This is a genomic window from Salipiger aestuarii, from assembly GCF_003259905.1.
In the GTDB taxonomy this organism is placed as follows: Bacteria; Pseudomonadota; Alphaproteobacteria; order Rhodobacterales; family Rhodobacteraceae; genus Salipiger; species Salipiger aestuarii.
Genome location: NZ_QLMG01000008.1, coordinates 57,642 through 81,209, shown reverse-complemented (window position 1 = coordinate 81,209; position 23,568 = coordinate 57,642). Strand labels below are relative to the sequence as shown.

Below are 23,568 nucleotides of genomic sequence, written 5' to 3'. Positions count from 1 at the left end.
TCAGCCCCCCTGCCCGGCCGCGCGGCGCATCAACGCAAGATAGGCCCCCGCCAGCACGGTGATGATAAGCGTTATGACAAGCGCCAGCGACGCCCCCGACCCGGCGCGCTGAAAGGCGAACGCCTCCTGATAGACCAGCAGCGACAGCGACCGGGTGGAATTGGCCGGCCCGCCGCGCGTCATGATCCAGATCAGGTCGAACACCTTGAACGCCTCGATCGTGCGCAGCACCAGCGCCACCATCAGCGGACCGACAAGATAGGGCAGCGTCACATGGCGGAACCGTTGCCAGGCGTTCGCCCCGTCCGATGTCGCCGCCGCCTGAATGTCGCGCGGCACCGCCTGCAACGCCGCCAGCGCGATCAGCGCCACCAGCGGGAAATTCTTCCACACATCCGCCACGATCAGCGCGCCCATCGCGGTGCCCGGCTGGCCCAGCCAGCTTTGATAACTGTCCGCAAGGCCCAGTTGCGTCAGCGCCGCGTTCAGCGCGCCGTATTCGGGGTTGTAGATCAGCCGCCACAGCGTCGCGTTCACCACCGTTGGCAGCGCCCAGGGCAGGATCATCAGCGCCCGCAACAGCGCCCTCCCGTAGAACCGCTGGTTGAGCAACAGCCCCACCAGCACGCCAAGGCACAGTTCCGCCGCGACCGACCAGACCGAAAAGGTCAGCGTCGCCACCAGCGCCTTGCGAAAGTTCCGGCTGCCCAGCATCCCGGTGTAATTCTCGACCCCGACAAAGGCGCCGCCGGTGCCGACCAGCCGCGCATCGGTGAACGACAGGCGCACCGTATCGGCCAGCGGCCAGCCGATGACGGCCAGCATCACAACGAGCAGCGGCAGCATGAGAACCCATGCCCGCAAGGTAAGGCGGTCGGTGAACATCGTGACGGTCCCGGGGGCTTGGGCGAGGCGGGGCCACACCGGCACCGCCCCGCGCGGTTTACAGGCCGCTGTTTTCAGCCGCGCCTTCCAGCGCTTCGGCGGGCGAGGCCATGCCCAGCAGCGCCTCTTGAATGCCTTGTTGCAGCGCCATCGACATTTCCTGATAGTTCGCTGTCATCGGGCGCGGATACATCACCGCAAGACCCTTGCCCGCCGCCTCGATCAGCTCTTCCTGGCCTTCGGTGACGGCCGGGTCGCTGTAGGAGGATGCCCAGATCGGCAGGCTGAGCCTGGCATAGGCGTTCTGCACCGGCTGCGAGGTCATGTGGACGATGTAGTCCCACGCCTCGTCGGGGTGTTCGGATGTGCTGGTGATACCCAGGCCCATCGACCCGTTGACGGCGCTGTGTTCGGACACGCCCGACACGCCCGGCGCGGCCACAACGCCGACCTTGCCCGCGACGGCGCTGTCTTCGCCCATGTTGGCAAGATTGTACATATAGGTCCAGTTCAGTGCAAAAGCGGCATCGCCATTCTGGAACACCGCGCGCACGTCTTCTTCGAGAAATTCGCGCGAGTTGGGGTTGGTGAGGCCGTCTTCGATGCTGGCGGTCATGTATTCCAGCGCCTCAAGCCCGCCGCCGGTCTGAAAGGCGGGCTGGCCGTCGGTGATGAAATCACCGCCATAAGCGGACAGCAGGGTGGTGTAATCGCACACGGCGGCCTCGGCCTGCGCCCAGCTCATGGCGATGGGGTATTCCACAAGGCCCGCATCCTTGACCTTTTGCGCGGCGGCGCGCAGATCGTCCCAGGTGGCGGGGGGCGCATCGACGCCCGCCTCGGCCAGCATTTCCTTGTTGTAGAACAGGTATTTCGTGTCCAGGATCCACGGCAGCCCGTAGCTGGCGCCATCAAAATCCACCGTGGTCCAGGCGCCGGGCAGGATGCCGGATGTCATCTCGTCGGTGATCTTGTCGCTGACATCCACCAGCACGCCATTCCGGGCGTATTCGGCGGGCCAGATCACGTCGAACAGCACCACGTCATAGGCGCCGCCCGATCCCATGGACAGCACCGTCTTGTCGTGCAGCCCCTCATAGGGGACGAATTCCAGCGTCACGGAAACGTCGGGGTTGGCCGCTTCGAAGGACGCGGTCATGGCGCGAATGTCTTCCTCGCTATAGGCGGCCTGGGCCATGAACAACGCATTCAGTTCGGTATCGGCAAAGGCTGCCGTGCCGGTCAGCGCGGTGGCGGCCATCAGGGCCGCGATGCGGGTCGGTTTCATTCCATCTCTCCTGTCGGGCGCGCCCGCGGGGGCGCCGGGTCTGCCTTCCGAACCTGTTCTGATTATTAGTCCAGTAGGTGGACTTAATCATGGACGAGGCGCTTTCCGCCTGTCAATATGTTTTGATGAACGATGCCGCGAACCCCATCAAAGCCGTGCTCGGCGCGGGCCTAGGCGCTGCCGCCGCGCACAATCGGCGGGCGGTGATCGACGCGATCCGCGTCAACGGCCCGCTGTCGCGCGCCGATCTGGCCCGCGCGACCCGGCTGGCCAAGCAGACCCTGTCCAACATCGTCGAAGAGCTGGAAACCAGCGGCCTGCTGGTCGCCTGCGATCCGGTCACCGAAGGCCGGGGCAAGCCCGCCACCCCCTATGACCTTGCGCCGATGGGCGCGCTGTCGGTGGGGGTGCAGATCGACCGGACCGTGGCGCGCACCGTGGTGATGGACCTGCGCGGCGCGGTGCTGTCACGCCGGGATGCCCCGCTGCGCAGCCGCGATCCCGAAGCGGGGCTGAAGCTCGTCACCCGGCTTCTGGCCGACACGCGCGCCGCCCTCGCCCCCGACGTGCGGGGCCGCATCGTCGGCCTTGGCATTGCCATGCCCGGCCCCTTCGGGCCGGACGCGCCGGCAACGCGGGACGATTACACCATGGCCCACTGGCGCGGCGCCGGACTTGCCGCGCAACTGCACGCGGCAACCGGGCTGGAGGTCGCGCTGCAAAACGACGCCGCCGCAGCCGCCACCGCCGAACGGCTGACCGGGCGCGCCCACGGGCTGCGGGACGTGGTGTGCCTGTACCTTGGCTACGGCCTGGGCGCCGGGCTGATCCTGAACGGCGAACTTTACGGAGGCCGCCACGGCGACGCTGGCGAAATCGGCATGATCCCCCTGCCCGGCAGCGACACCCTGCTGGAACATCAGGTGGCGCTGGCGGGGTTCTGCGAAACCTTTGCCGTGCCGATGGCCGACCCCCGCATGTTTGCCCGGATCGAGGCGGTTCTGACGCGCGGCGGCCCGGCGCTGGACGCCTGGATCGACCGGGCGGCGGCAGGGCTGGGCTGGGTCGCGCAAATGCTGGCGCTGGTCACCGACCCGCAGGCGGTCATCCTGTGCGGCACCGCGCCCCGCCCCCTGCTGGAACGGCTGACGCAGGCGGTGAACGCCGCCGCCCCGCGCGTGGCGCTGCAACTGGGGCACGCCGATCCGTGGGTGGTCGCCATGGGCGCCGCCGCCGAGCCGATCGCGCGCAATTTCGATCCGAAATACGCCGCCCTTCTGAAAAGCTGAGCGCGGCCCCGGAACGGCGGTTTACAGCCCGGATCAGGCAACGCCCGCCCGGCTACATCCCCGCCCAGAGCAGGACAAGCCCGAACAGCAGCGCGCCCCCCAGAACGACCATGCTGACGATGCCGGGCCGCGCGGTTCGTTGCAACTGCGCCGGGGTTTTCTTGGGGTGGTGCGCCGCCTGCGCCGCGCTTTCCGCCTTGCGCGCGGTTGCCATGGCGGCGGCGCTTGTCGGGGTGCCCCCCGCTTCGGCATCGGTGCCAAGAGGGGCCGCGGCGGGGTCGGAAAAGGCGACCTTTTCACCCGTCGCGCCCGCGTCTATATCCTCGCGAAGCCGCGCCGCTTCCGCCCCGCCGGTATCCCCCGCCGCCTGCGTGTCGTTCTGGCCAGTCATTGCAAGTCCTCCGTTCCACATGACGATCCCTTTGCCAACCGCCATTGGCCGCGATTGTTCCGCCACAGGACCGCGGCGCGCAGCCCACCGACACCGTGAACCCTGGGCGGATCGACGCGGAAAAGCCCCCGCAACAGGGCTGCGGGGGCGTCATCGGATCGCACTGGTGCGAATGTCAGCTGCGCTGCGGCTCGGAGCCTTCCTTGGCTGCCTGCGCGCGGACGGCATCGGACACCCGTCGCACCGCATCTTCGGCCCGGTCGACGGCGGCATCCGCGGCCGACCCCTCGCCCGGCGTTTCGCGATCCGCCGCGTCTTTCAGCTGACGGCTCGCCGCATCGACATCTTCGCGCAGCTCGCCACCGATGGCGCGCGCCTCGTCAAGAGCGGCCCCGGCCACGCGTTCGGCCTTGGCACGTTCCTGTTCGAACAGGGCCTCGGCCTCGTCATAAAGCCGGTCGCTGTGCTCGCCGAAATGCTCGTCTTCGAACCGGGTGTTCGGCAAGGTGCCCGCCGCAAGCGCCCCGGCGGCAAGCGCAAGGGCACCGGCAACCAGCGGGTTTTCCTCAAAGAAGTCCTTGGCCCTTGTGGCACCGTCGCGAGCCGTGGCGCGGGCTTTGCGGTTGGCGTCGCCGCCGGCGCGGCGCAGGGTTTCGCCCGCCAGGATCGCGCGTTCGCGGGCGGCAATGACGCGTTCGCGGGCGTCTGCGCCCAGCCTTTCGGTCCCTTCCGACAGCTGAGCGGCGATTTCGGACGACCGGTCGCGCACCCGCGTTCCGGCGCGCGACACGCCATCCCTTGCCGCCCCGGCATGGTCCGCCGCGGACTGCGCGCCGTACTGGACGTAGTTTTCGGTGCGGTACCACTTGGCACGCGCCTTTTGCGTGGCCGACAGGCCCTGCGACCTGGGGCCGATCTCGCCAGCCGGAACGGGACCGCGCGGGGGCGAAAAGCTGGCCGGCCCATCCGCGCCGTGGCGGCTGTCAGTGTCGGTGTCCGCGGCGTTGCGCGCGGAACTGGCGGTGTCGGCGATCTTGTCCGCCGACGGCCCCTTGCCGAACATCAGCCAGCCAAGGCCAACCGCCGTCACACCAAGCGCGAGCGGGTTGGCGCGGGCCGCATCCATGGTCGACCGCCCGAAGTCGCCGCCGTGGCGCCCGACATTGTCGGCGATGCTGCGAAACAGGGTGTCGGGGGTAAAGGTCGCCTCAAGCGAGCGGACCGTGTCTTGCAGCGCGGCGCGGTTGCGTTCCAGTTCGCGCTCGATCTCGTCGGGGGTGCGGATATCACTCATGGGTCATTTCCTTTGCGACAACATCGCGGTCCCGCTCAAGGTTGCGACGGGTCCGGGTCGGGGCGAGGGAGGCGAGCTTCAGGTTGCTCTGGCCCGATTTCACCAGGATCAGCGCGACGACAAGCAGGACGCCACCGACGATCAGCGCGGACCACAATGGCGCAAGTCCGGTGGCGACGATGGCGGTCACGGCGGCCCCGGCAAGCACGTTCAGCGCCACGAGAAGCAGAACAATGCCCCCCACGACCATGCCCACGGCGGCCCCGGCCTTTTTCACGTTCTGGTCAAGTTCGGCGCGGAACAGGTCTATTTCGCCGCGCATCAGCGCGATGACCTGCTGTATCGCCTGGCTGAGCAGGCTGCCGGTCTCGCGGATCTGGGGGCGCACGCCTTCGGGCGGGCGGGTGTCGGTGCTGGACATCAGTGGTCTCCCGGCGTCAGGTGGCTGGCGGGGATCACGGCGGGTGCCGTGACATCCCCGGGGCGGGTTTCCGGCGTGGTGGCAGAGGCCGAGGCGGGCGCGCCGGACTGTGCCGACGGCGCGTTATAGGACGCATCGGCGGGCGTGCGCGGGGTGCCAGACGCCTTGGCGAACCGCGTCGCGGCAAAACCGGCAAGCGCGGCACCACCGAGAAAGCCCAGCGGATTGCGCCGCGCAAAGGCGCTTACCTCGCTGGCGAGGTCGGCCAGATCCCGGTCGCGGATGGCGTCGGAAACGCCGGAAAGACCGTTGGCAACCTGCCCGAAGACCTGTTCCTGCGGCGAGCCTTCGCGCAGTTCGCCGGCAGCCGTGTCAAGCGCGCGGGCGATGCCCGACAGTTCGGACGCAACGCCCGTACGGGCGCGGTCCGCCTGCTGGCCCGCTTCGTCGCGGGCGCGGGCGGCGACGGATTCGGCGGCGGCGCGGGCATCGTCGTGCAGACGTTCGGCAGACTGCTTGACGTCTTCGCCTGCCTCCTGCCCGACGTCGCGGGTGCTGTGATCGAGATCTTGCATGTCACTCTCTTTTTTCTGGTCTCGTCTCTTGGGACGAGAACCGAGGTGGCGGGTCCTGAAACAGATCGCGGCATGGTCGCGCAGGCACAGAACGACCGGGTCCATCGAAAACATTTCGACGGGACAAAGCTTTGACGCCTGTGTGCGGCCATGCCGCGATCCGTTTCGTTGATGCTTCGATAACACCCGGCGCGAACTGCGGTTCCCGCCGGGTATCATTTTTCCGTCGCGCGGCGCCCGGATCGCCGGCGCGCGGTGCGTCAATCGGCGCTGTCGCCGCCCCAGCGGTCGCGGCCGGTCTGCGCAATTTTCCGAAATTCCTCTGCAATGCTCAGCGGCAGCATTTCCACGCCGGTGGGGACGGCGCCGGGGTCTTCCTGACCGTCGCGCAGTACCTCGCGGTCCGCCACCCATCGCAGCAGCTCGTCGCGCGTCCTCGGATCCAGGCTTTCCAGCAGGCGGATCAGCAGGCGGCGGTGGGCGATAAGGCCGGCTTCAAGCTCGATCAGGCGGTCTTCGACGTCCTTCATGGGGTCGCGCCTTCCGGCAGCCGCTGGACCCGGTCGGGAGGCAGGTCCGGCGGAATGTCGGGTTGCGGCATGTCGCCCGGCCCCGGAGGATCGGATTCCGGCACGTCGGGCGGTTCGGGCACCTGCGGCGGGACGGGCGACGGGACATGGTCGGGGGCCGGGCCGGGCGGAACCTCGGCCGGGGGTTGCTGGGCGTCCGCGCGGCGGTGCCCCCCCGGGAAAAGGGTTGAAACGGGGGTATCGGCCATGATGTGTCCTTTCCGTATCTGCAACAGGGGCGGGTGGCTGGCGGTCCGCGCTGCCGTGGGATGACGCTGTTTGGCCCGCCTTGGCCCGCCTTGGCCCGCCTTGGCCAGTGTTGAGCAGGGTTGGCCAGTGCGCGACAAGGCGCGTCAGATGAAACGGCGCAAGCGGTCACCCGGACCTGCGCCTGTTCGACCAACCGGCAAGGGCCGCCGAATGTTCCCGCACGGGGGCGCCTTGACGGGGGGTCTTGCCGGGGGAATCCTGCGGCCCAGCCCCGGCCCCGGTTTTTCCGTCGCGACGTGACGATGCCGGGCTTGTGCCCGCGGGTCGGGAACCCGGCGTGGCTCCGGCCCGTTTCCCCCATGGCCCGGCACGCTGGCGGCTCTGCCGCCGGACCGGGCATTCGCAAGCAGGAGACCATCATGAAAAAACTCACCCTGACGGCGACGGCGCTGTGCATGCTCGCCCCCGCGCTTCACGCGGCCGAAACCTCGGCCGGCATCTCGGGGCGCGACGGCGCCGACCTTGGCACGGTCAGCGTGCGCGACACCCCCTCCGGCGCGGCGCTGGCGACTGTGACGCTAAAGAACCTGCCGGCGGGCACCCACGCCATTCACCTGCACGAAACCGGTGATTGCGAGGCCGAAGATTTCAGCTCTGCCGGCGGGCACATCGCCGGGGACCGCGCCCACGGCGTTCTGGTCGAAGGCGGGCCGCATCCGGGCGACATGCCCAACCTGACAGTGCGGGACGACGGCATCGGAGAGGTCGAGGTGTTCTTGCCGTACCTGCAAGTCGAACGCGATCTGATGGACGGCGACGGCGCCGCATTCGTGATGCACGCCGACAGCGACGACTACGAAAGCCAGCCCTCTGGCGATGCGGGCGAGCGGATCGCCTGCGGAGCGTTCTCCGCCAGCGAGTGACACGCGGCGACAGCGCGCGACGCCGTCCCCGGCCCTGCGGTCATCGCCGCGGGGCCGGGGCCAGATCAGGGGCACGCGCCAAAAGACCCGGCAGCGTCACCGCGCTGCCGGGTCTTTTTCTGCGTGCCTTCGGCGCGATCGCCGCCGGTCGCAGGTGCCGGTCAGTAGGTGCCGGGCGGATCGCTGGCGGGGAAGGATTCGTCGTTCGCCTCGTCCGTGCGATCCCAGGTCGGCGGCGGGTTGCGCATTTGCGACGGCCCCGCGTCGCGGATCCGGAGCGGTGGCGGCGTCCGCCGGGATTTTCGAAAGACAGCGATGGCGCCAAGCGCCGCTGCCCCCAGGATAAGCCTTGCGATCATCTTCGTGCCCTTTCAGGTTTCATCATTGCCGTATTGCAGTGCATGAGCGCGCAGAGGCGGGTTTGGTTCCACCGCGCGGGGACTGATCATCCCCGCGAGAGGCGGGCAGAGAGCGCATATGCCGCCCCCGGCGCCCTAGCCCGCGCCGCGCCCAGGATCGGGCGGCATCAGGCGGCCACGGCAATCGCCTTGGCGTTCACGAACTCGCGCATGCCAAAGCCGCCGTGTTCGCGACCGAAACCGGAATCCTTGACGCCGCCGAACGGCATTTCGGGCGTGGCGAGGTTGAAGTGGTTGATGAACACCATGCCCGTGTCGAAATGCTTGCGCGCAAGGTCCACCGCGCGGCTTTCGTCTTTTGAAAAGATACCGCCGCCCAGCCCGAAGCGGCTGTCGTTGGCGATGCGCATGGCGTCCTCGTCATCGCGCGCCCGGATGACCGATGCGACCGGGCCGAACAGTTCCTCTTCATAGGCCGGTTGCCCCGGCGCGACATCGGTCAGAACGGTCGCTGGATAGAAATACCCCGTCCCCTCGGGCAGGGTGCCGCCGCAGGCGATGCTGGCGCCCCTGTCGACACTGGCGCGCACCTGGTCGTGCAGCGTCTGGCGCAGGTCGTCGCGCGCCATCGGGCCCAGCCCGGTGCCGTCCTCGGTCGGGTCGCCGGTCGTCACCTTTGACATGGCGTCGATGTAGCCCCTGACGAAATCGTCATAGACAGCGTCCGTCACGACAAACCGTTTGGCGTTCACGCAGGTTTCGCCGTTGTTGTAGATCCGCCCTGCCACGCAGGTCTTGATCGCAAGATCGAGATCCGCGTCTTCGAGCACGAGATAGGCGTCGTTGGACCCCAGCTCCAGCACGGCTTTCTTGAGATGCTCACCGGCCTTTTTGCCGATGGCCGACCCGACCCCGGCGCTGCCAGTCATGGTCACCCCGCGCACAAGATCATGCGCGATCACCTTGTCGGACTGGTCGTGGTCGATGGTCAGTACGGTGAACAGATCCCCGGGCAGGCCCGCCGCCTCGTATATCTCGCGCAGCATCATGCCGCTGCCGGTGCAGTTGGCCGCGTGTTTGAGCAGCACGCCATTGCCCGCCATCAGGTTGGCGATGGAATAGCGCACCGCCTGATAGGCGGGAAAATTCCACGGCTGGATGCCGTAGATCACCCCGATGGGGGAATAGGTGATGATGCCCTGCCGCCCGCCCTGCAACGCGCGATGCTCGTCGGCCAGAACCTCGGGACCCTGGCTGGCGGTCCAGGCGCAGATACCGGCGCACAGGTCGATCTCATCGCGGCTGTCGCCGATCAGCTTGCCGACCTCGGCGGTCATCAGCTGGGCGAATTCCTCTTTGCGGGCGGTCAGTTCCTTGCCGATGCGCGCGATGATCGCGGCGCGGTCTTCCACCGGGGTCAGGCGCCATTGGTCAAACGCGGCATGGCAGGATTTCACCGCATCGAACATCTGATCGTCGCTCATCAGATCGTAGCGTGCCAGTTCGGTTTCGGTGAACGGGTTGACCGTGGTGATGGATCGCTCGGTCATGGGATATCCTTTCGCGGGCATGTGTCGAAGGTGTCGATCCCTCAACACATGCGGCAGGCACCTGTTCCGGGGCCTCGCGGTTTCGTGGCCGCGCCGCAAACGACCGTCGCGAGGCCCCCGGTGGGCGCCGGTCAGTCCGGCAGCCGGTAGACCGACACCATGTCGCCGACCGACGGTTTCAGGATCGAATTGCCGCCCGAGACAAAGGCCACATATTGCGCACCCTCGTGTTCGAACACCGCCGGGTTGGCGACCGAGGGCGCTTCGGTCAGGTCGCGCCACAGCTCTTCGCCGGTTTCCAGATCGTAGGCGCGCACCATGCCGTCCATCGTCGCGCCGATAAAGATCAGCCCGCCCGCGGTGATCGCGGGCCCGCCGATGGTGGGCGACCCCCAGCTTTCGGGCATGTAGAACCCGTATCGCTGCGACATCCCGAACGGCTTGCGCCAGAGCGTTTCGCCGCTGGTCATGTCAATCGCCATGATCTCGCCAAAGGGCGGTTCCCAGCAGGGCATCCCCCAGCGGTTGAGGGCGGTTTTCAGCGACATGCCATAGGGGGCGCCGGTCTGCGGGTGAAACCCCGACTCGCCGATGCCCGCCGCGCCGTTGATCTCGTCATAACGGCTTCGGTCGTAAAGCTGGATATGCTGCACGACGTGGGACAGGTTCACCACCGCGATCTGTCTTTCGGGATCAAAGCCGACCCCGCCCCATTGCACCACACCGGCCGAATTGGGATAGGCCCCGGCGCCGGCGCCTTCGGTGGTGGGGGCAGTGTACATGCCGTCATACCGCATGTCCTCCCACAGGGCCGAGCATTCGCCAAAGGACGCGATGTCGGCCAGCGTCCAGACGTCCGGCAGTCTGGACTGGTCCAGCAGGGGGGCGGGAACGGTGGGAAACGGCTGGGTTTCGGCATAGCGTTCGCCGGGAATGTCGCCGGCGGGAACCGGGCGTTCCTCGATCGGCCAGATGTCTTCGCCGGTCTCGCGGTTGACCACGAACAGGAACCCCATCTTGGTGGGCTGCATCAGGGCCGGAACATTTTCACCGTCGACGGTGATGTCCATCAGGGTGGGCGCGGCGTTGATGTCGTAATCCCAGATGTCGTGGTGTACCCACTGGCGCGACCAGATGACTTCGCCCGTGTCGACATCCAGCGCGGTGGTCGAGGTGGCATAGGGGATGTCTTCGGTGCGGTTGCCCCCCCAGTAATTGGGCGATGGTGACGCCACCGGAAGGTAGACGATGCCGCGGTCTTCATCCGCGCTCATCGCGGTCCAGACGTTGGCGGTGCCGGTGCGCGCGCGGATGTCTTCGGGGAGGGTGTCAAAGGTCCATTCCAGCGCGCCGCTCTGCGCGTTCACCGAAAACACCGACCCCGGAGGCGCCTCGGCCCAGTCCCAGTCATTGCCCGCCCAGCCGATGATGACGTGATCGCCCACGATGGTCGGGGGTTGCAGCAAGGACAGCGGCCAGCGGTCGTTGAGCGTGTTCCACTGGTTTACATCCAGCACGCCGCCGTTGGCGAAATCCTCGCAGGGCACGCCGCTGTCGGCGTCGATGGCGAAAAGCTGCGCGTCCATGGTGCCAAGATAGACGATCTTCTGGCAGGCCGCGCCGTCCTGCGGGTCGTCCGCCTGCCAATAGGCGACACCCCGGTTCTTGAGCGCGGGCTGGGTCAGCGCCTTCAGCGTGGACTGGGTGTCAAAGCTCCAGACCTGTTCGCCGGTGGCGGGATCGTAGGCGATGACGCGATAGAACGGCGTGCCGATATAAAGCAGCCCGTTGGCATAGATCGGCGTGGCCGACCAGACGGTCGCGGGCAGATCGCCCGACCCGTCCGACACATCCCCGGTTTGCGCCCGCCAGGCCAGTTCAAGCTGCGCGACATTGTCCGGCGTGATCTGGTCGAGCGGCGAAAATTTCGCGCCTGACACCTGGCCGTGAAAGCTTTGCCAGTCGGGACCGGCGGCGGGCACGCGCGCATCCGACGGCGCGCGGAACTGCGCCTGCGCCTGCGTGTCGGGGGCCGGGGCCGTGCCGTCCTGGGCAAGCGCGGGACCGGCCAGCAGCGCCAGAATGGCGGCGGATCGCGTCAGCATGGTCATGCGGGGTCTCCTTTCGGGCCAGACAGTTTCGGGCCAGACAGCGCGCCGATCCAGCCGATGGCGCAGATGGCAAGCGCGGCCAGCATCACCCATTGGTGCAACAGCCACGCGGCAAAGGCCGTCAGAACGATGCCGAGCGCCAGCAGCACCAGCAGCCCCGCCCTTGATCCGCGCCGGCGCGCGCGGGCCAGCAAGGCGCCGCCGATCAGCAGGCACACTGCTCCGAAGGTGGCGGCAAGCGGCCCCCAGACCCCCGTGACCCCGGTCAGCGGGGCGAAATAGGCGTAAAGGCCACTCGCGATGGCGACCAGAGACGCCCCCATCAGGATGGTAAGGGAAACGCGGTAAGGCATGATCGGCTCCGTTTCTGACGTTTCAGGCTGGGCGGGCGACGGGGTGCGCGCCATCGCCCGGCGCCAAGTCAAGGGATAGGGCAGAGCGGCGATCGGGCAAGGCTTCGGGCGGCGGTGCGCCGTCATCCGCGCGGGACGATGCTGGGGCGATGCTGGGGAGAGACTGGGGAGCGACTGGGGAAAGGGCGCCGGACAACAGGGGAGTGCCGCGCGCATCGCCGGGGTGTCCGGCAGGGTATCCGCCGGGCAGGCATGGCCGTTCCCGGACGCCACGCCGCCAATTCGCGGCAGTTCGGAACCTTCCCGCGCTGGAATGTCGTTGGAGAGCCAAAGACACGGAGACAACCTTGGCCCACACATGTTTCGCACTGATGATCGCCACCTCGCACGCGGGATGTCCGGGGGATGTTCGGCCTGATGCATCTCAACACCGATCTGGCGTCCCATGTGTTCCGGTCCGAGACGCGCGTGCACATGGGGGCCGCGATGGCGGTCGCCATGCTGGCGTTCATGCCGGGGAAGTCCCCGGACCGCAGGCCGACAATTGCGAACCTTGTCGAGACCGTGGCGGTTTGTTCCGGGGCCTGTGCCGGGGCCTGGGGCTGACGCGGTCCCAGGTCACGGCACGGAACAGCGCCTGCCTGCGCGCGGTGACACTGGCTGCGCTGTCGGCGCGCGACGGCGGCGTTGCCGCAGGCCGGCTGCGCATGGCGATCCGCGACGCCCAAGCCGGCGGGCCGCCCGATTTCGCCACGTCGGCGGCGCCGGACTGTCAGGCCAGATCACCGGGCCAAATCACCGGGCCAAATCATCGGGCCGGATTTCGCGGCCAGTACACTTGCACAAACCGAACACACCCTAGCACGAACTGGGAAAGGAGCCCCAATGCCCAAGGATACCAAGGATACCAAGGATACCGCCAAAACCGCCGCCCTGTACCGCATGGTCATGCCCGGCCACATCTGCCCCTTCGGCCTGAAATCCAAGGACCTGCTGGAACGGCGCGGCTATACGGTCGAGGATCACCCCCTTGAAACCCGCGAACAGACCGATGCCTTCATGCAAGAGCACGGGGTCGATACCACGCCGCAGACCTTCATCGGCGGCGCACGAATCGGGGGCTATGACGATCTGCGTGTGCATTTCGACATCGACCCGCCCAAGGAAGAACAAAGCGACACGTCGTACCGCCCGGTCATCGCGATCTTTTCCGTCGCGGCGCTGCTGGCGCTGGGGCTAAGCTGGCACCAATACGGTACCGTCTTCACGCTGCGGGCGTTCGAATGGTTCGTCACCCTGTCGATGACGATCCTTGCGGTGCAGAAATTGCAGGACGTCGAACAGTTCTCGACCATGTTCCTGAATTACGACCTGCTGGCCCGGCGCTGGGTGCCCTATGGCAAGATCTACCCCTATGGCGAGGCGCTTGCGGGCATCCTGATGACAGCGGGCGTGCTGACATGGGTGTCCGCGCCCGTCGCGCTGTTCATCGGCCTTGTCGGCGCGATCAGCGTGTTCAAGGCGGTCTATATCGACAAGCGCGAGCTTAAATGCGCCTGCGTGGGGGGGTCGTCGAACGTGCCACTGGGGTTCGTGTCGCTGACCGAAAACCTGATGATGATCTTCATGGCGATCTGGATGGGCGCGCGGATGTTTGCCGGCTGACCCCCGCCCGGCCCCGTGAAATTTCATGCGACCGGGAACAAGTTGCGGCGCATCTTCGTTGCCAATCCGACCGCCCGACCGTCTGCGATGCGCCGCCCCGCCCCACCCCGCCCCGCGCGCGGGGCGTCTCGCCAGGACGATCTTCGTGCCGATACCAAGCCCAAGGACAGTTTCCATGCCAGACAAGACAAAGCTATACCCCAGCACCGCCGATACCCAGAAAGGCGCCGACGTCGCCGCCCATCCGGTCGAAGTCGGGCAGGGCGGGGAATGGCATCAGACCGACGCCGACGCCCCCCGCATGACCACCGCGCAGGGCACGCCGGTTTCGGACGATCAGAACACGCTGACGGGGGGCGAACGCGGCCCGGCGCTGATGGAAGATTTCCATTTCCGCGAAAAGATCTTTCACTTCGACCATGAACGCATCCCCGAGCGGGTCGTGCATGCCCGTGGCTACGGCGCGCACGGCTATTTCGAATGCACCGACGCCATTCCCGAGCTGACCAGCGCCAGCCTGTTCCAGGAAGCCGGCAAGCGCGTGCCGGCCTTTGTGCGGTTTTCCACCGTGGCGGGCAACAAGGGGTCGTTCGACCTGGCGCGTGACGTGCGCGGCTTTGCGGTCAAGATGTACACCGAAGACGGCAACTGGGATCTGGTCGGCAACAACATCCCCGTGTTCTTCATTCAGGACGCAATGAAATTCCCCGACCTGATTCATTCGGTCAAGGAAGCGCCCGACCGTGCCTTTCCGCAGGCTCAGTCGGCGCATGACAATTTCTGGGATTTCATCTCGCTGATGCCCGAGTCGATGAACATGGTGCTGTGGATCATGTCCGACCGCGCCATCCCGCGGTCTTTCCGGTTCATGGAAGGGTTCGGCGTGCATACCTTCCGGCTGGTGAACGCCGAGGGCAAGAGCCACTATGTCAAATTCCACTGGAAGCCCAAGCAGGGCCTGCAATCGGTGGTCTGGGACGAGGCTGTCAAGATCAACGGCGCCGACCCCGATTTCCACCGCCGCGACCTGTGGGACGCCATCCGCACCGGCGATTTCCCCGAGTGGGAGCTGGGGATGCAGATCTTTGACGACGCGTTCGCCGACAAGTTCGATTTCGACGTGCTGGATTCCACCAAGCTGATTCCCGAAGAAGACCTGCCGATCCGCGTCGTGGGCCGCCTTGTGCTGGACCGCACCGTCGACAATTTCTTTGCCGAAACCGAACAGGTCGCGTTCTGCACTCAGAACATCGTGCCGGGCATCGACTTTACCAACGACCCGCTGCTTCAGGGGCGCAACTTCTCGTATCTGGATACGCAGACCAAGCGTCTTGGCGGGCCGAACTTCACCCATATCCCGATCAACGCGCCCAAATGCCCGTTCCACCATTTCCAGCAGGACGGTCACATGGCGATGCACAACCCCACCGGGCGTGCCAACTATGAGCCCAACAGCTGGTCGCAGGGCGGCCCGCGTCCCGACCCCAGGGCCGGGTTCAAAACCCACCCCGAGGACATGTCCGGCGCCAAACGCCGTCTGCGCCCCGAAAGCTTTGCCGACCATTACAGCCAGGCGCGGCAGTTCTACCTGTCGCAAACCCCGGTCGAACAGGACCACATCGTCAACGGCTTTGGCTTTGAGCTGTCGAAATGCGTGGCGCCGGACATTCGCAACCGCGTCCTGTCGCACCTGCGCGTGATCGACGAAGGGCTGGCGACGAAGGTCGCGGAGGCGCTTGGCCACGATCTGCCCGAGGCGGCGACCCCGGCGCGCGCTCCGGTGGACCTGAAGGTGTCGGACAAGCTGTCGATCCTCAAGAACGCACCTGACAGCTTCAAGGGCCGCAAGCTGGGCATCCTCGTGACCGATGGCGCCGACCGCGCGATGTTCGACGCGCTGACCGAGGCCGTGAAGGCCGAAGGCGGCATGGTCGAGGTGGTCGCCCCCAAGGTCGGTGGCGTCACCGCATCCGACGGCAGCACGATCGAGGCGAACCAGAAGATCGACGGCGGCCCGTCGGTCCTGTACGACGCGGTGGCCCTGGTGCTCAGCACCGACGGCGCGGAAAAGCTGGGCGGAATGCTGCCGGGCAAGGATTTCGTGTCGAACGCCTTTGGCCATTGCAAGTTCATGGCCATGACCCCCGAAGCCGACGCGCTGCTCAAGGCGTCGGGCGTGAACCAGACCGACGCCGGCATGATGACGCTGGGCGCGCCCACGGATGCTCCGGCGTTCATCAAGGCCTGCCGCGCTGTCCGCTTCTGGGACCGCGCCGCCTGATCGCGCCGCCCTGCCCCGCGGCAACGAATGCCGCGGGGGTCTTTGCCGATTTTGTCATTCCCCAGAGGCCCCTGCCCGCGAAAGGTGACCCATGTACGGACCGCTGTTTTCCACCGCGCTGCTTTGGCAGAAATGGGCCTTTGGCGCCGCCCAGATGATGATGGCCTCGTCCAGCGTCATCCAGATTCGGGTGCTTCAGATGTCGCTCGGGACCATGCGTCCCGAAGAGGCGACGCGCATGGTGTTTGAAAAATCCTCGGCGCTGGCCAAGGCGACCGAGATGGCCGGGCGCGCGCTGGCCGCCAACAAGGGCCCCGCCGAGGCGTCGCTGGCGGGCCTTGCCCCCTACACCCGCGCCACGCGGGCCAATGCGAAACGCCTGTCGCGCCGGTCTTCACGCCCAAAATAACCTTTCATCGGCGCCACCGGCCAACCCCCGTCCCGGTGCCGCAAAACCACCCCGAATTGCGCAAAAACACCCGCCCAAGGCTTGAAACCGCACCGCTATCGGCTAAAAGCCAGAGGGTGGCAGTGCCCGGCATGCATGCCATTTCGACGCAGCGCAGCGATTTTCAAGGGCTTGATATGAAAGCGCAGGTTCATCCGCTTCAGGAGGCGCGCCTTGCCGCGCTTCATGACTACGGCATCCTCGATTCAGATTTCGAAGACGATTTCGATGCCATCGTGGATCTTGCTGCGGCGATCTGCGAGACCGAGATTTCGGTGGTGAATTTCATCGACGCCGAACGGCAGTGGTTCAAGGCCGAGGTCGGGCTTGGGGTGCGGGAAACGCCGCTGGAAACCTCGATCTGTTCGCATGCGATCCTGGAAAGCGAATTCGTCGAAATCGAAGACACGCTTCAGGACAGCCGGATGAAGGACAACCCACTGTGCACCTCGGATCCGGGGTTGCGGTTTTACGCCGGGGCGCTTTTGAAAACCCCGAACGGGCTGCCGCTTGGCACCCTGTGCGTGCTCGACCCCAACCCGCGCAGCCTGACCGATCTTCAGCGCAAGACGCTGCGCGTGCTGGCGCGCCAGGTTATGGCCCTGCTGGAAACCCGCCGGGCCTTTGCCATGGGCGAGGTGTTCCGCCGCGAAGCCGATCACCGCATCAAGAACTCGTTGCAATCGCTCATGTCCTTTGTGCGCGTTCAAAGCCGCCGGATCGGAACGGACACCTCGGCCGAAACCGTGCTGTCGGGCGTCAATGCCCGCATTCAGGCGATGATGAAGGTGCACGAACAGATCTATGCCGAGGACGGGTCCGGCTGGGTCGATCTGCGCGACACCGTGGCCCCGATCTGCGACGGGCTTTCGCAGATGGCGCCCGGCGGCATCCGGCTGGTCACGGTGCTGGCCGCGCCGCGGGTGCAGGCCAAGGTGGCGGTTGCCGTGGGAACCTTTGTCAGCGAATTCGTGACCAATTCGTTCAAGCACGCTTTTCCCGGCCGGGACAGCGGCGAGATCCGGGTCGAGATCGCCGAAGACATCTCCGAGGAGGGCGCGCGGATTTTGCTGCGTTGCAGCGACGATGGCGTCGGGCTGCCCCCGGACGCTTCGCCCTCTACCGGCCTTGGGTCGAACCTGATGGATCTTCTGGCGTCAGAGCTGGGCACCGAGATCGTGCGCGACACCACGGGGCCCGGGGTCGCGGTAACGCTGACCTTCAACAGCCGGGGGAGCTGAGCCCCCACCGCCACGGAGCATGCGATGAACTGGTCCGAAATGTTCTTTCAAAGCTGGAACGGGATCGTGCGCACCCTGATCGTGGGAACGCTGGCCTACGGCTTTCTGGTCATGTCGCTGCGGGTCTCGGGCAAGCGCACGCTGGCCAAGCTGAACGCGTTCGACCTGGTGATAACGGTTGCGTTCGGCTCGACGCTGGCGTCGATCCTGCTGAGCGAAAGCGTGGCGCTGGCCGAAGGCGCCACCGCGCTGGCGCTGCTGATTGCGCTGCAATACGCGGTGACGGCGCTGTCGGTGCGCTCGGCCCGCTTTGCCCGCGCGATGCGCGCCGAACCATCGCTGTTGCTGCGCGACGGCACGCCGTTGCCCGAGGCCATGCGGCGCGCACGCGTCACGCACGAAGAACTGGACGCCGTGGTGCGCACCGAAGGACGCGGGGGGCTGCACGACATTTCGGCGGTGATCCTGGAATCCGACGGATCTTTTTCGGTGATCGCCGGGCCGCAGGGCGCCAGCACCCCCTAGGCTGGCGGGTGGGACGCCGGCGCTACAGCGTCCAGGCAAGGCTTTCGTAAGGCGCGAGCGTCAGGCGAGGCGGAATGGCGTTGTACGGCGCATGGGTACACAGCAGGCAACTTGCCGGCCCGGTCAGATCGTCCGGCAGCGCGCGCTCTTGCGGGCGGGCGGTGAAATTGGCGATGACCAACAACCGTTCCTCGCCGAGACGGCGTTCAAAGGCGAGGATGTCGGGATCGTCATCGAACCGCTGCACCGTATGGCCAAAGGTCACCAGGTCGCTGTCCTTGCGCAACGCGATCAACCGGCGGTAATGCGCGAAGATGCTGTCGGGATGGGCCATGTCGCGTTCGACGTTCACCTGTGCGAAATTCGGGTTGGCCTCGATCCACGGCGTGCCGGTGGTGAACCCGCCATGCGGGGCCGCGCTCCACTGCATCGGGGTGCGGGAATGGTCGCGGCTGTTGCGGTTGGCGCCCGCAAGGAACACGTCGGGCGACACGCCTTGCGCGATCTGCTCTTCGAAATGGTTCAGCGTTTCCAGGTCGCGATACTGGTCGATGCGTTCGAACCGGGCGTTGGTCATGCCGATTTCCTCGCCCTGATAGACAAAGGGCGTGCCCTTGAGCAGATGCAGCACCGTGGCCAGCGTCTTGGCGGCGGGGCGGCGGTGGGTGCGATCGTCGGCATAGAACGACACCTGACGCGGCAGATCGTGGTTGGACAGGAACAGCGCGTGCCAGCCGTCGTCGCGGGTCAGGTCCTGCCACGAGAACAGCGCGCGCTTGAATGCCACAAGGTCAAACGGCTTGGGGGCGAATTTCCCAAGCTCGGGGTGCCAGCCTTCGCGGATGTGGGAAAATTCGAACACCATGTCCAGCTCGTCGCGGTCGCGGCCGCAATACAGCAGGCCGGTGTCGGTGGACACCGACCAGCTTTCGCCGATGGTCAGCACGTCGCGCCCCGCCAGCACCTCGCGGTGCATTTCCTGCAAAAAGGGGTGCAGATAGGGGCCTTCTTCGTAGATGCGGCCATCGACATCCTTGCCGATCAGGCTGATGACATCCATGCGGAACCCCGCGATGCCCCGATCGAGCCACCAGCGCATCATGTCGTGGATCTCGGCGCGCAGCGCGGGGTTCTGCCAGTTCAGATCGGGCTGGGCTGGGCTGAAGAAGTGGAAATAATACTGCCCCACCTCGGGTACAAACGTCCAGGCCGGGCCGCCGAACGCGGCGCGCGCATCGTCGGGCGGGCCGCCGTCCGGGGCCGGGTCGCGCCAGATGTAATAATCGTGCTCGGGGCAGTCGCGCGCGGCGCGCGCCGCCTGGAACCAATGGTGCAGCGACGACGAATGGTTGACCACCAGGTCCATCACGATACCGATGCCGCGTTCGCGGGCTTCGGCGATCAGGCGGTCCATGTCGTCCAGCGTGCCGAATTCCGGGGCGATATTACGATAATCCGCGATGTCATAGCCGTTGTCGATCATCGGCGAGGCATAGACCGGCGACAGCCAGATGAACCCGATGCCAAGGTCCGACAGGTGCCCGAGTTTGGAAATAACGCCGGGAATGTCGCCCATCCCGTCGCCGTTGCTGTCGGCGAAACTGCGCGGGTAAACCTGATAGCCGGTGGCGCGATGCCACCAGCGTTCGGTGCGTTCGGATGCGGTATCGGGCGCCGGTTGGGGGGATGCGGCAAGAGCGGTCATGCTGTCTGCTCCTTTTGTGTCGAAGAGGGCGCTCAGGCGAGCGCGATCAGGGCGAGCGGACCAAGGGCCAGGCGGTCTTGTTGCAAAGTGATGTCGCCGGATGAAAACTGCGGTTGCAGCGACGATCTGGGCAGCGTCACCTGCGCCGGGGTCATGTCGAAATTCACCGCACAGATCAGGCTGTCGCCCGCCTTTTCCCGCTCGAAGGCGATCACCTTGCTGGGCGTGTCCGCAAGGATCCGCTCGGAGGCAGTTCTGAACATCGGCAGCGTGCGCCGCCAGCGCAGCAGCTTGCGGGTGAAATGCAGCACGGAATCGGGATCATTTTCCTGCACGTCGACCGCCATATCGCGGTGCGCGTCGGGCACCTTCAGCCAGGGATCGTCGGCGGTGGAAAAGCCGCAATTGGGCGCATCGCGCGTCCAGGGCAGCGGGCAGCGCACGCCATCGCGGCCTTCGAAATCCGGCCAGAGCGCCTTGGCCCAGGGGTCCTGGATTTCATCGAACGGGATGTGCGGCTGTTGCAGGCCCAGCTCTTCGCCCTGGAACAGGATGGCGCCGCCCATCAGCGTGGCTTGCAGGAACAACAGCACCTTTGCCGCCTCTGCCGCGCGCCCGGCTTTGCATGCCTTGGGCATCAGGTTGGACACCGCGCGCGGCGAGTCGTGGTTGGTGAACACGTTCAGGCTGGACCCCGGCATCAGGTAGCGCGAGCGCAGGTTCAGCATCGACGTCCAGTCGCGCAAGGTATCGGCGCGGTTTATCAGATCGAAGTCATAAACCGCGTGCAGCCGATCGTTGTCGACGGTATATTTCGGCGCGAGGCGCGAGCTGTCGACATCGGCCAGTTCCCCGATCAGCACGCGCGGCGGATCGTATTCATTGGCCACCCGGCGCAGCTCATGCAGGATGGGAATGGCTTCGGGCACGTCCCGGTCGAACAGGTGGATCTGTTGCTTGAACGGGTTGTTGGGACCACCGCCGACCGACGGGTTTTCGGTCGCGCGCGCGGGCGGGTTCGACCGCAGGTCGCTGTCATGGCTCAGGCACTGGATCGCGTCCAGGCGGAACCCGTCCAGCCCCATGTCCAGCCAGAACCGCATGTTGTCCAGCACTTCGGCCATCACCTGCTGGTTGCGCAGGTTCAGCGCCGGCTGGCTGTCCAGGAACGGTCGGTAGCAATATTGCGCCCGCTGCGGCACCCAGCGCCAGGCCCGTCCGCCGAACGAGCTTATCCAGTTGTTGGGGGGGCCGCCATCCGGGGCCGGATCGGCCCAGACGTACCAGTCGGCCTTGTCATTGTCGCGCGACGCCGCGCTTTCGGCGAACCACGGGTGTTGGTCCGACGTGTGCCCGGCGATGAAATCGAACATGATCTTGAGATCAAGCGCATGCGCGGAGTCGATCAGGGCCTGCACATGTTCGACCTTGCCCAGTGGCGGATGGACGCCCTGGAAATCGCTGACATCGTAGCCGTTGTCGTTCTGCGGCGACGGATAGAACGGCGTCAGCCACAACCCGTCCACCCCCAGATCCCGGATATAGGGCAGCTTTTCGGTGACACCCCGTATGTCGCCGCAGCCATTGCCCGAGGTGTCGTTGAACGAATGGGTGTAGACTTCGTAGAACACCGCTCCGCGCCACCATTCGGGCGGTTCGGGAACGGTGCCGCGATGGGTGATGGCATAGACGAGTTCGGCGTCTCGTTCCGTCACGGACATGGGCTGTCTCCTCCAGGCGGGGGCTGTGGCGCGATATGATCCGCGCAGCGTTGCGCCGCCGGGCTATCGGTCGGAAGGTCCGGATTTACGGGCGGAGGCAGTCGGCGCGCCGGGAGGGAGCGCATCGTCCGACGGCCGCGTGCCGGGCACCTCGGCGGCGACCTCGCGCGCGCGCAGCCGGTTTTCGACCAGCAGCACCTGGGGCAGAGCCTCTACCACAGCCGCCGCCAGCGTGCGTTGAAATTCCAGAGCGACCTCGCCGGACAGGGTGACGACGCCGCGGGCACACGCGACGCGTATCGCCTGATCCGCCAGCCGTCCGTCCGATTTCAAGGCCCCGGACACGAGACTGGCAAGCGCATCGTCGCTTGCGGGCCCGTCGCCAGAGGTTGCTGGCGGGTCCGCTTCGATGGGCTGGCGCACCCCGTGGTATCCGTGGGGACGGCTGGGTTCGGCAAGATCAGAGCGGACCGCGCGGACCGGGTCTGCCTGGTCCTGATCCTTCTCGACCTGATCGTCTTTGGCCCGGTCGTTCGGACCGTCTGCTTGGCGAGACATTGCGCGCCTCCTTCGTTGTCGTGCCGCCCGGATGACGGTTTCGGGCAGATCCTGCGGCCACGTCGGCCACCTTATGCACCAAACCATGTCCTTGCCCGATGGTTCCGAAACTCCTGTGGCCGGCGCCGTGGGGGGCCGGGGGCAACCGGCATCCGACCGGTCGGCGCACGGGGCGCCCCGGCTTGCGGAGGCGGGGGCGGAAAAGTTCTTTCCGCACGCGCCAGCCCACCTATACTCTTGTCCACGTATCGCCCCATGACCGCGAAATCACCGCGACCTGACAGGAAAGCAGACCGTTCCATGACCAGATTCATTCTCGCCACTGGCACCCTTCTCGCAGCGATGGCCGGCACCGCGCAGGCCGACATCGTCGTCTCGTCCAAGATCGATACCGAAGGCGGGCTGCTGGGCAACATCATCGCGCTGTCGCTGGAAAACGCCGGTCTGCCCGTGGAACGGCGCCTGCAACTGGGCGGCACCCAGGTGGTGCGCGAGGCGATCCTGGCCGGGCAGATCGACATCTATCCAGAATACACCGGCAACGCCGCATTCTTTTTCAACGAGGCCGATAGCGACGTCTGGAAGGATGCCGCCGCCGCGCATGCGCGCGCCGCCGAACTTGACGCGGAAAACGGCATCACCTGGCTGGACTCCGCCCCGGCGAACAACACCTGGGCGATCGCCGTCACCGGGCCGGTCGCGACCGAAAACGACCTGACCACCATGACCGATTTCGGTACCTGGGTGGCGGCGGGGGGCGATGTCAAACTGGCCGCTTCGACGGAATTCGTGTCGTCGCCCGCGGTGCTGCCCGCGATGGAGACCGCCTACGGCTTTGTCCTTGCGCAGAACCAGACGGTGATCCTGTCGGGCGGCGACACGGCGGCCACCATTCAGGCCGCCGCGCGCGGCACGTCGGGCGTGAACGCCGCGATGGTCTATGGCACCGACGGCGGCGTCGGCGCGACGGGCCTTGTGGTGATGCAAGACGACAAGGGCGTGCAGCCGGTCTATGAACCCGCCCCCATCATCCGCGCCGACGTGCTTGAGCAATACCCGTCGGTGCCCGACATCCTGAACCCGATCTTCGCGAACCTCGACATGCAGACGCTTCAGGCGCTGAACGGGCGCATCCAGGTGGGCGGCGAACCCGCCGAGGCGGTCGCCCGCGATTACCTGACAACCGCCGGGGTGCTGGACTGATCG

The 23,568-nt window shown here is 66.5% G+C and carries 24 protein-coding genes; 9 read left to right on the top strand and 15 right to left on the bottom strand.

Annotated features, from left to right (window positions below):
* Both ATI53_RS06505 and ATI53_RS06500 read right to left on the bottom strand, forming a co-directional pair.
* On the bottom strand, positions 1-885 hold the full coding sequence (locus tag ATI53_RS06505) for a carbohydrate ABC transporter permease (RefSeq protein ID WP_111549991.1): 885 nt from the start codon (positions 883-885) through the stop codon (positions 1-3).
* Positions 886-943: 58 nt separating this feature from the next.
* Positions 944-2,173, bottom strand: coding sequence for an extracellular solute-binding protein (locus tag ATI53_RS06500; RefSeq protein WP_009504796.1), 1,230 nt, complete (start codon positions 2,171-2,173; stop codon positions 944-946).
* 89 nt (positions 2,174-2,262) lie between these two features.
* Here ATI53_RS06500 and ATI53_RS06495 point away from each other — a divergent pair, with 89 nt between their 5' ends.
* On the top strand, positions 2,263-3,462 hold the full coding sequence (locus ATI53_RS06495) for an ROK family transcriptional regulator (protein ID WP_009504795.1): 1,200 nt from the start codon (positions 2,263-2,265) through the stop codon (positions 3,460-3,462).
* A gap of 52 nt (positions 3,463-3,514) precedes the next feature.
* Here the strand turns inward: ATI53_RS06495 and ATI53_RS06490 are convergent, their stop codons facing one another.
* From ATI53_RS06490 to ATI53_RS06465, 6 genes are all read right to left on the bottom strand, one after another.
* On the bottom strand, positions 3,515-3,853 hold the full coding sequence (locus tag ATI53_RS06490; RefSeq protein ID WP_009504794.1) for a hypothetical protein: 339 nt from the start codon (positions 3,851-3,853) through the stop codon (positions 3,515-3,517).
* A 175-nt stretch (positions 3,854-4,028) separates the two neighbouring features.
* Complete coding sequence (locus ATI53_RS06485; RefSeq protein WP_111549990.1) at positions 4,029-5,147, bottom strand: DUF3618 domain-containing protein; 1,119 nt, start codon at positions 5,145-5,147, stop codon at positions 4,029-4,031.
* Complete coding sequence (locus tag ATI53_RS06480) at positions 5,140-5,568, bottom strand: phage holin family protein (protein ID WP_111549989.1); 429 nt, start codon at positions 5,566-5,568, stop codon at positions 5,140-5,142. The genes ATI53_RS06485 and ATI53_RS06480 overlap by 8 nt, the downstream gene beginning before the upstream one ends.
* Complete coding sequence (locus ATI53_RS06475; RefSeq protein ID WP_111549988.1) at positions 5,568-6,143, bottom strand: hypothetical protein; 576 nt, start codon at positions 6,141-6,143, stop codon at positions 5,568-5,570. The genes ATI53_RS06480 and ATI53_RS06475 overlap by 1 nt, the downstream gene beginning before the upstream one ends.
* Before the next feature lie 260 nt (positions 6,144-6,403).
* Positions 6,404-6,673 (bottom strand): hypothetical protein, encoded by a 270-nt coding sequence (locus tag ATI53_RS06470; RefSeq protein ID WP_009504790.1) that lies wholly within the window; start codon positions 6,671-6,673, stop codon positions 6,404-6,406.
* Complete coding sequence (locus ATI53_RS06465; protein WP_009504789.1) at positions 6,670-6,921, bottom strand: hypothetical protein; 252 nt, start codon at positions 6,919-6,921, stop codon at positions 6,670-6,672. Before ATI53_RS06465 ends, ATI53_RS06470 begins: the two co-directional genes overlap by 4 nt.
* A gap of 420 nt (positions 6,922-7,341) precedes the next feature.
* Between ATI53_RS06465 and ATI53_RS06460 the strand changes: the two genes are divergently transcribed.
* A complete protein-coding gene (locus ATI53_RS06460) occupies positions 7,342-7,845 on the top strand; it encodes a superoxide dismutase family protein (RefSeq protein WP_009504788.1) in 504 nt (167 codons plus the stop codon).
* Between the two features lie 161 nt (positions 7,846-8,006).
* Here the strand turns inward: ATI53_RS06460 and ATI53_RS06455 are convergent, their stop codons facing one another.
* The 4 genes from ATI53_RS06455 to ATI53_RS06440 form a co-directional block, all read right to left on the bottom strand.
* Positions 8,007-8,204 carry a hypothetical protein gene (locus ATI53_RS06455; protein WP_009504787.1) on the bottom strand — a complete coding sequence of 66 codons (198 nt, stop codon included), beginning with the start codon at positions 8,202-8,204 and terminating at the stop codon, positions 8,007-8,009.
* Between the two features lie 167 nt (positions 8,205-8,371).
* Positions 8,372-9,754, bottom strand: coding sequence for an NAD-dependent succinate-semialdehyde dehydrogenase (locus tag ATI53_RS06450; RefSeq protein WP_009504786.1), 1,383 nt, complete (start codon positions 9,752-9,754; stop codon positions 8,372-8,374).
* A 131-nt stretch (positions 9,755-9,885) separates the two neighbouring features.
* Entirely contained in the window at positions 9,886-11,865 is a 1,980-nt protein-coding gene (locus tag ATI53_RS06445; RefSeq protein ID WP_111549987.1) for a pyrroloquinoline quinone-dependent dehydrogenase, read from the bottom strand.
* A complete protein-coding gene (locus tag ATI53_RS06440; RefSeq protein WP_009504783.1) occupies positions 11,862-12,218 on the bottom strand; it encodes a hypothetical protein in 357 nt (118 codons plus the stop codon). Before ATI53_RS06440 ends, ATI53_RS06445 begins: the two co-directional genes overlap by 4 nt.
* A gap of 405 nt (positions 12,219-12,623) precedes the next feature.
* Here ATI53_RS06440 and ATI53_RS06435 point away from each other — a divergent pair, with 405 nt between their 5' ends.
* From ATI53_RS06435 to ATI53_RS06410, 6 genes are all read left to right on the top strand, one after another.
* Complete coding sequence (locus tag ATI53_RS06435; RefSeq protein ID WP_111549986.1) at positions 12,624-12,824, top strand: hypothetical protein; 201 nt, start codon at positions 12,624-12,626, stop codon at positions 12,822-12,824.
* Positions 12,825-13,103: 279 nt separating this feature from the next.
* Entirely contained in the window at positions 13,104-13,883 is a 780-nt protein-coding gene (locus ATI53_RS06430) for a MauE/DoxX family redox-associated membrane protein (RefSeq protein WP_205912127.1), read from the top strand.
* A 175-nt stretch (positions 13,884-14,058) separates the two neighbouring features.
* A complete protein-coding gene (locus ATI53_RS06425; protein ID WP_009504777.1) occupies positions 14,059-16,164 on the top strand; it encodes a catalase in 2,106 nt (701 codons plus the stop codon).
* Positions 16,165-16,255: 91 nt separating this feature from the next.
* Positions 16,256-16,573 (top strand): hypothetical protein, encoded by a 318-nt coding sequence (locus ATI53_RS06420; protein WP_009504776.1) that lies wholly within the window; start codon positions 16,256-16,258, stop codon positions 16,571-16,573.
* Between the two features lie 176 nt (positions 16,574-16,749).
* Positions 16,750-17,853, top strand: coding sequence for a histidine kinase dimerization/phosphoacceptor domain -containing protein (locus ATI53_RS06415; protein WP_034452584.1), 1,104 nt, complete (start codon positions 16,750-16,752; stop codon positions 17,851-17,853).
* Between the two features lie 24 nt (positions 17,854-17,877).
* Positions 17,878-18,378 (top strand): DUF421 domain-containing protein, encoded by a 501-nt coding sequence (locus tag ATI53_RS06410; RefSeq protein ID WP_111549985.1) that lies wholly within the window; start codon positions 17,878-17,880, stop codon positions 18,376-18,378.
* A gap of 22 nt (positions 18,379-18,400) precedes the next feature.
* Here ATI53_RS06410 and ATI53_RS06405 read toward each other — a convergent pair whose 3' ends face one another.
* From ATI53_RS06405 to ATI53_RS06395, 3 genes are all read right to left on the bottom strand, one after another.
* Entirely contained in the window at positions 18,401-20,083 is a 1,683-nt protein-coding gene (locus ATI53_RS06405; protein ID WP_111549984.1) for a glycoside hydrolase family 13 protein, read from the bottom strand.
* Positions 20,084-20,115: 32 nt separating this feature from the next.
* Positions 20,116-21,804 (bottom strand): alpha-amylase family glycosyl hydrolase, encoded by a 1,689-nt coding sequence (locus tag ATI53_RS06400; protein ID WP_111549983.1) that lies wholly within the window; start codon positions 21,802-21,804, stop codon positions 20,116-20,118.
* A 63-nt stretch (positions 21,805-21,867) separates the two neighbouring features.
* Positions 21,868-22,362 (bottom strand): BON domain-containing protein, encoded by a 495-nt coding sequence (locus tag ATI53_RS06395; RefSeq protein ID WP_009504771.1) that lies wholly within the window; start codon positions 22,360-22,362, stop codon positions 21,868-21,870.
* 300 nt (positions 22,363-22,662) lie between these two features.
* Here ATI53_RS06395 and osmF point away from each other — a divergent pair, with 300 nt between their 5' ends.
* Entirely contained in the window at positions 22,663-23,565 is a 903-nt protein-coding gene (osmF, locus tag ATI53_RS06390) for a glycine betaine ABC transporter substrate-binding protein OsmF (protein WP_009504770.1), read from the top strand.
* Positions 23,566-23,568 lie beyond the last annotated feature (3 nt).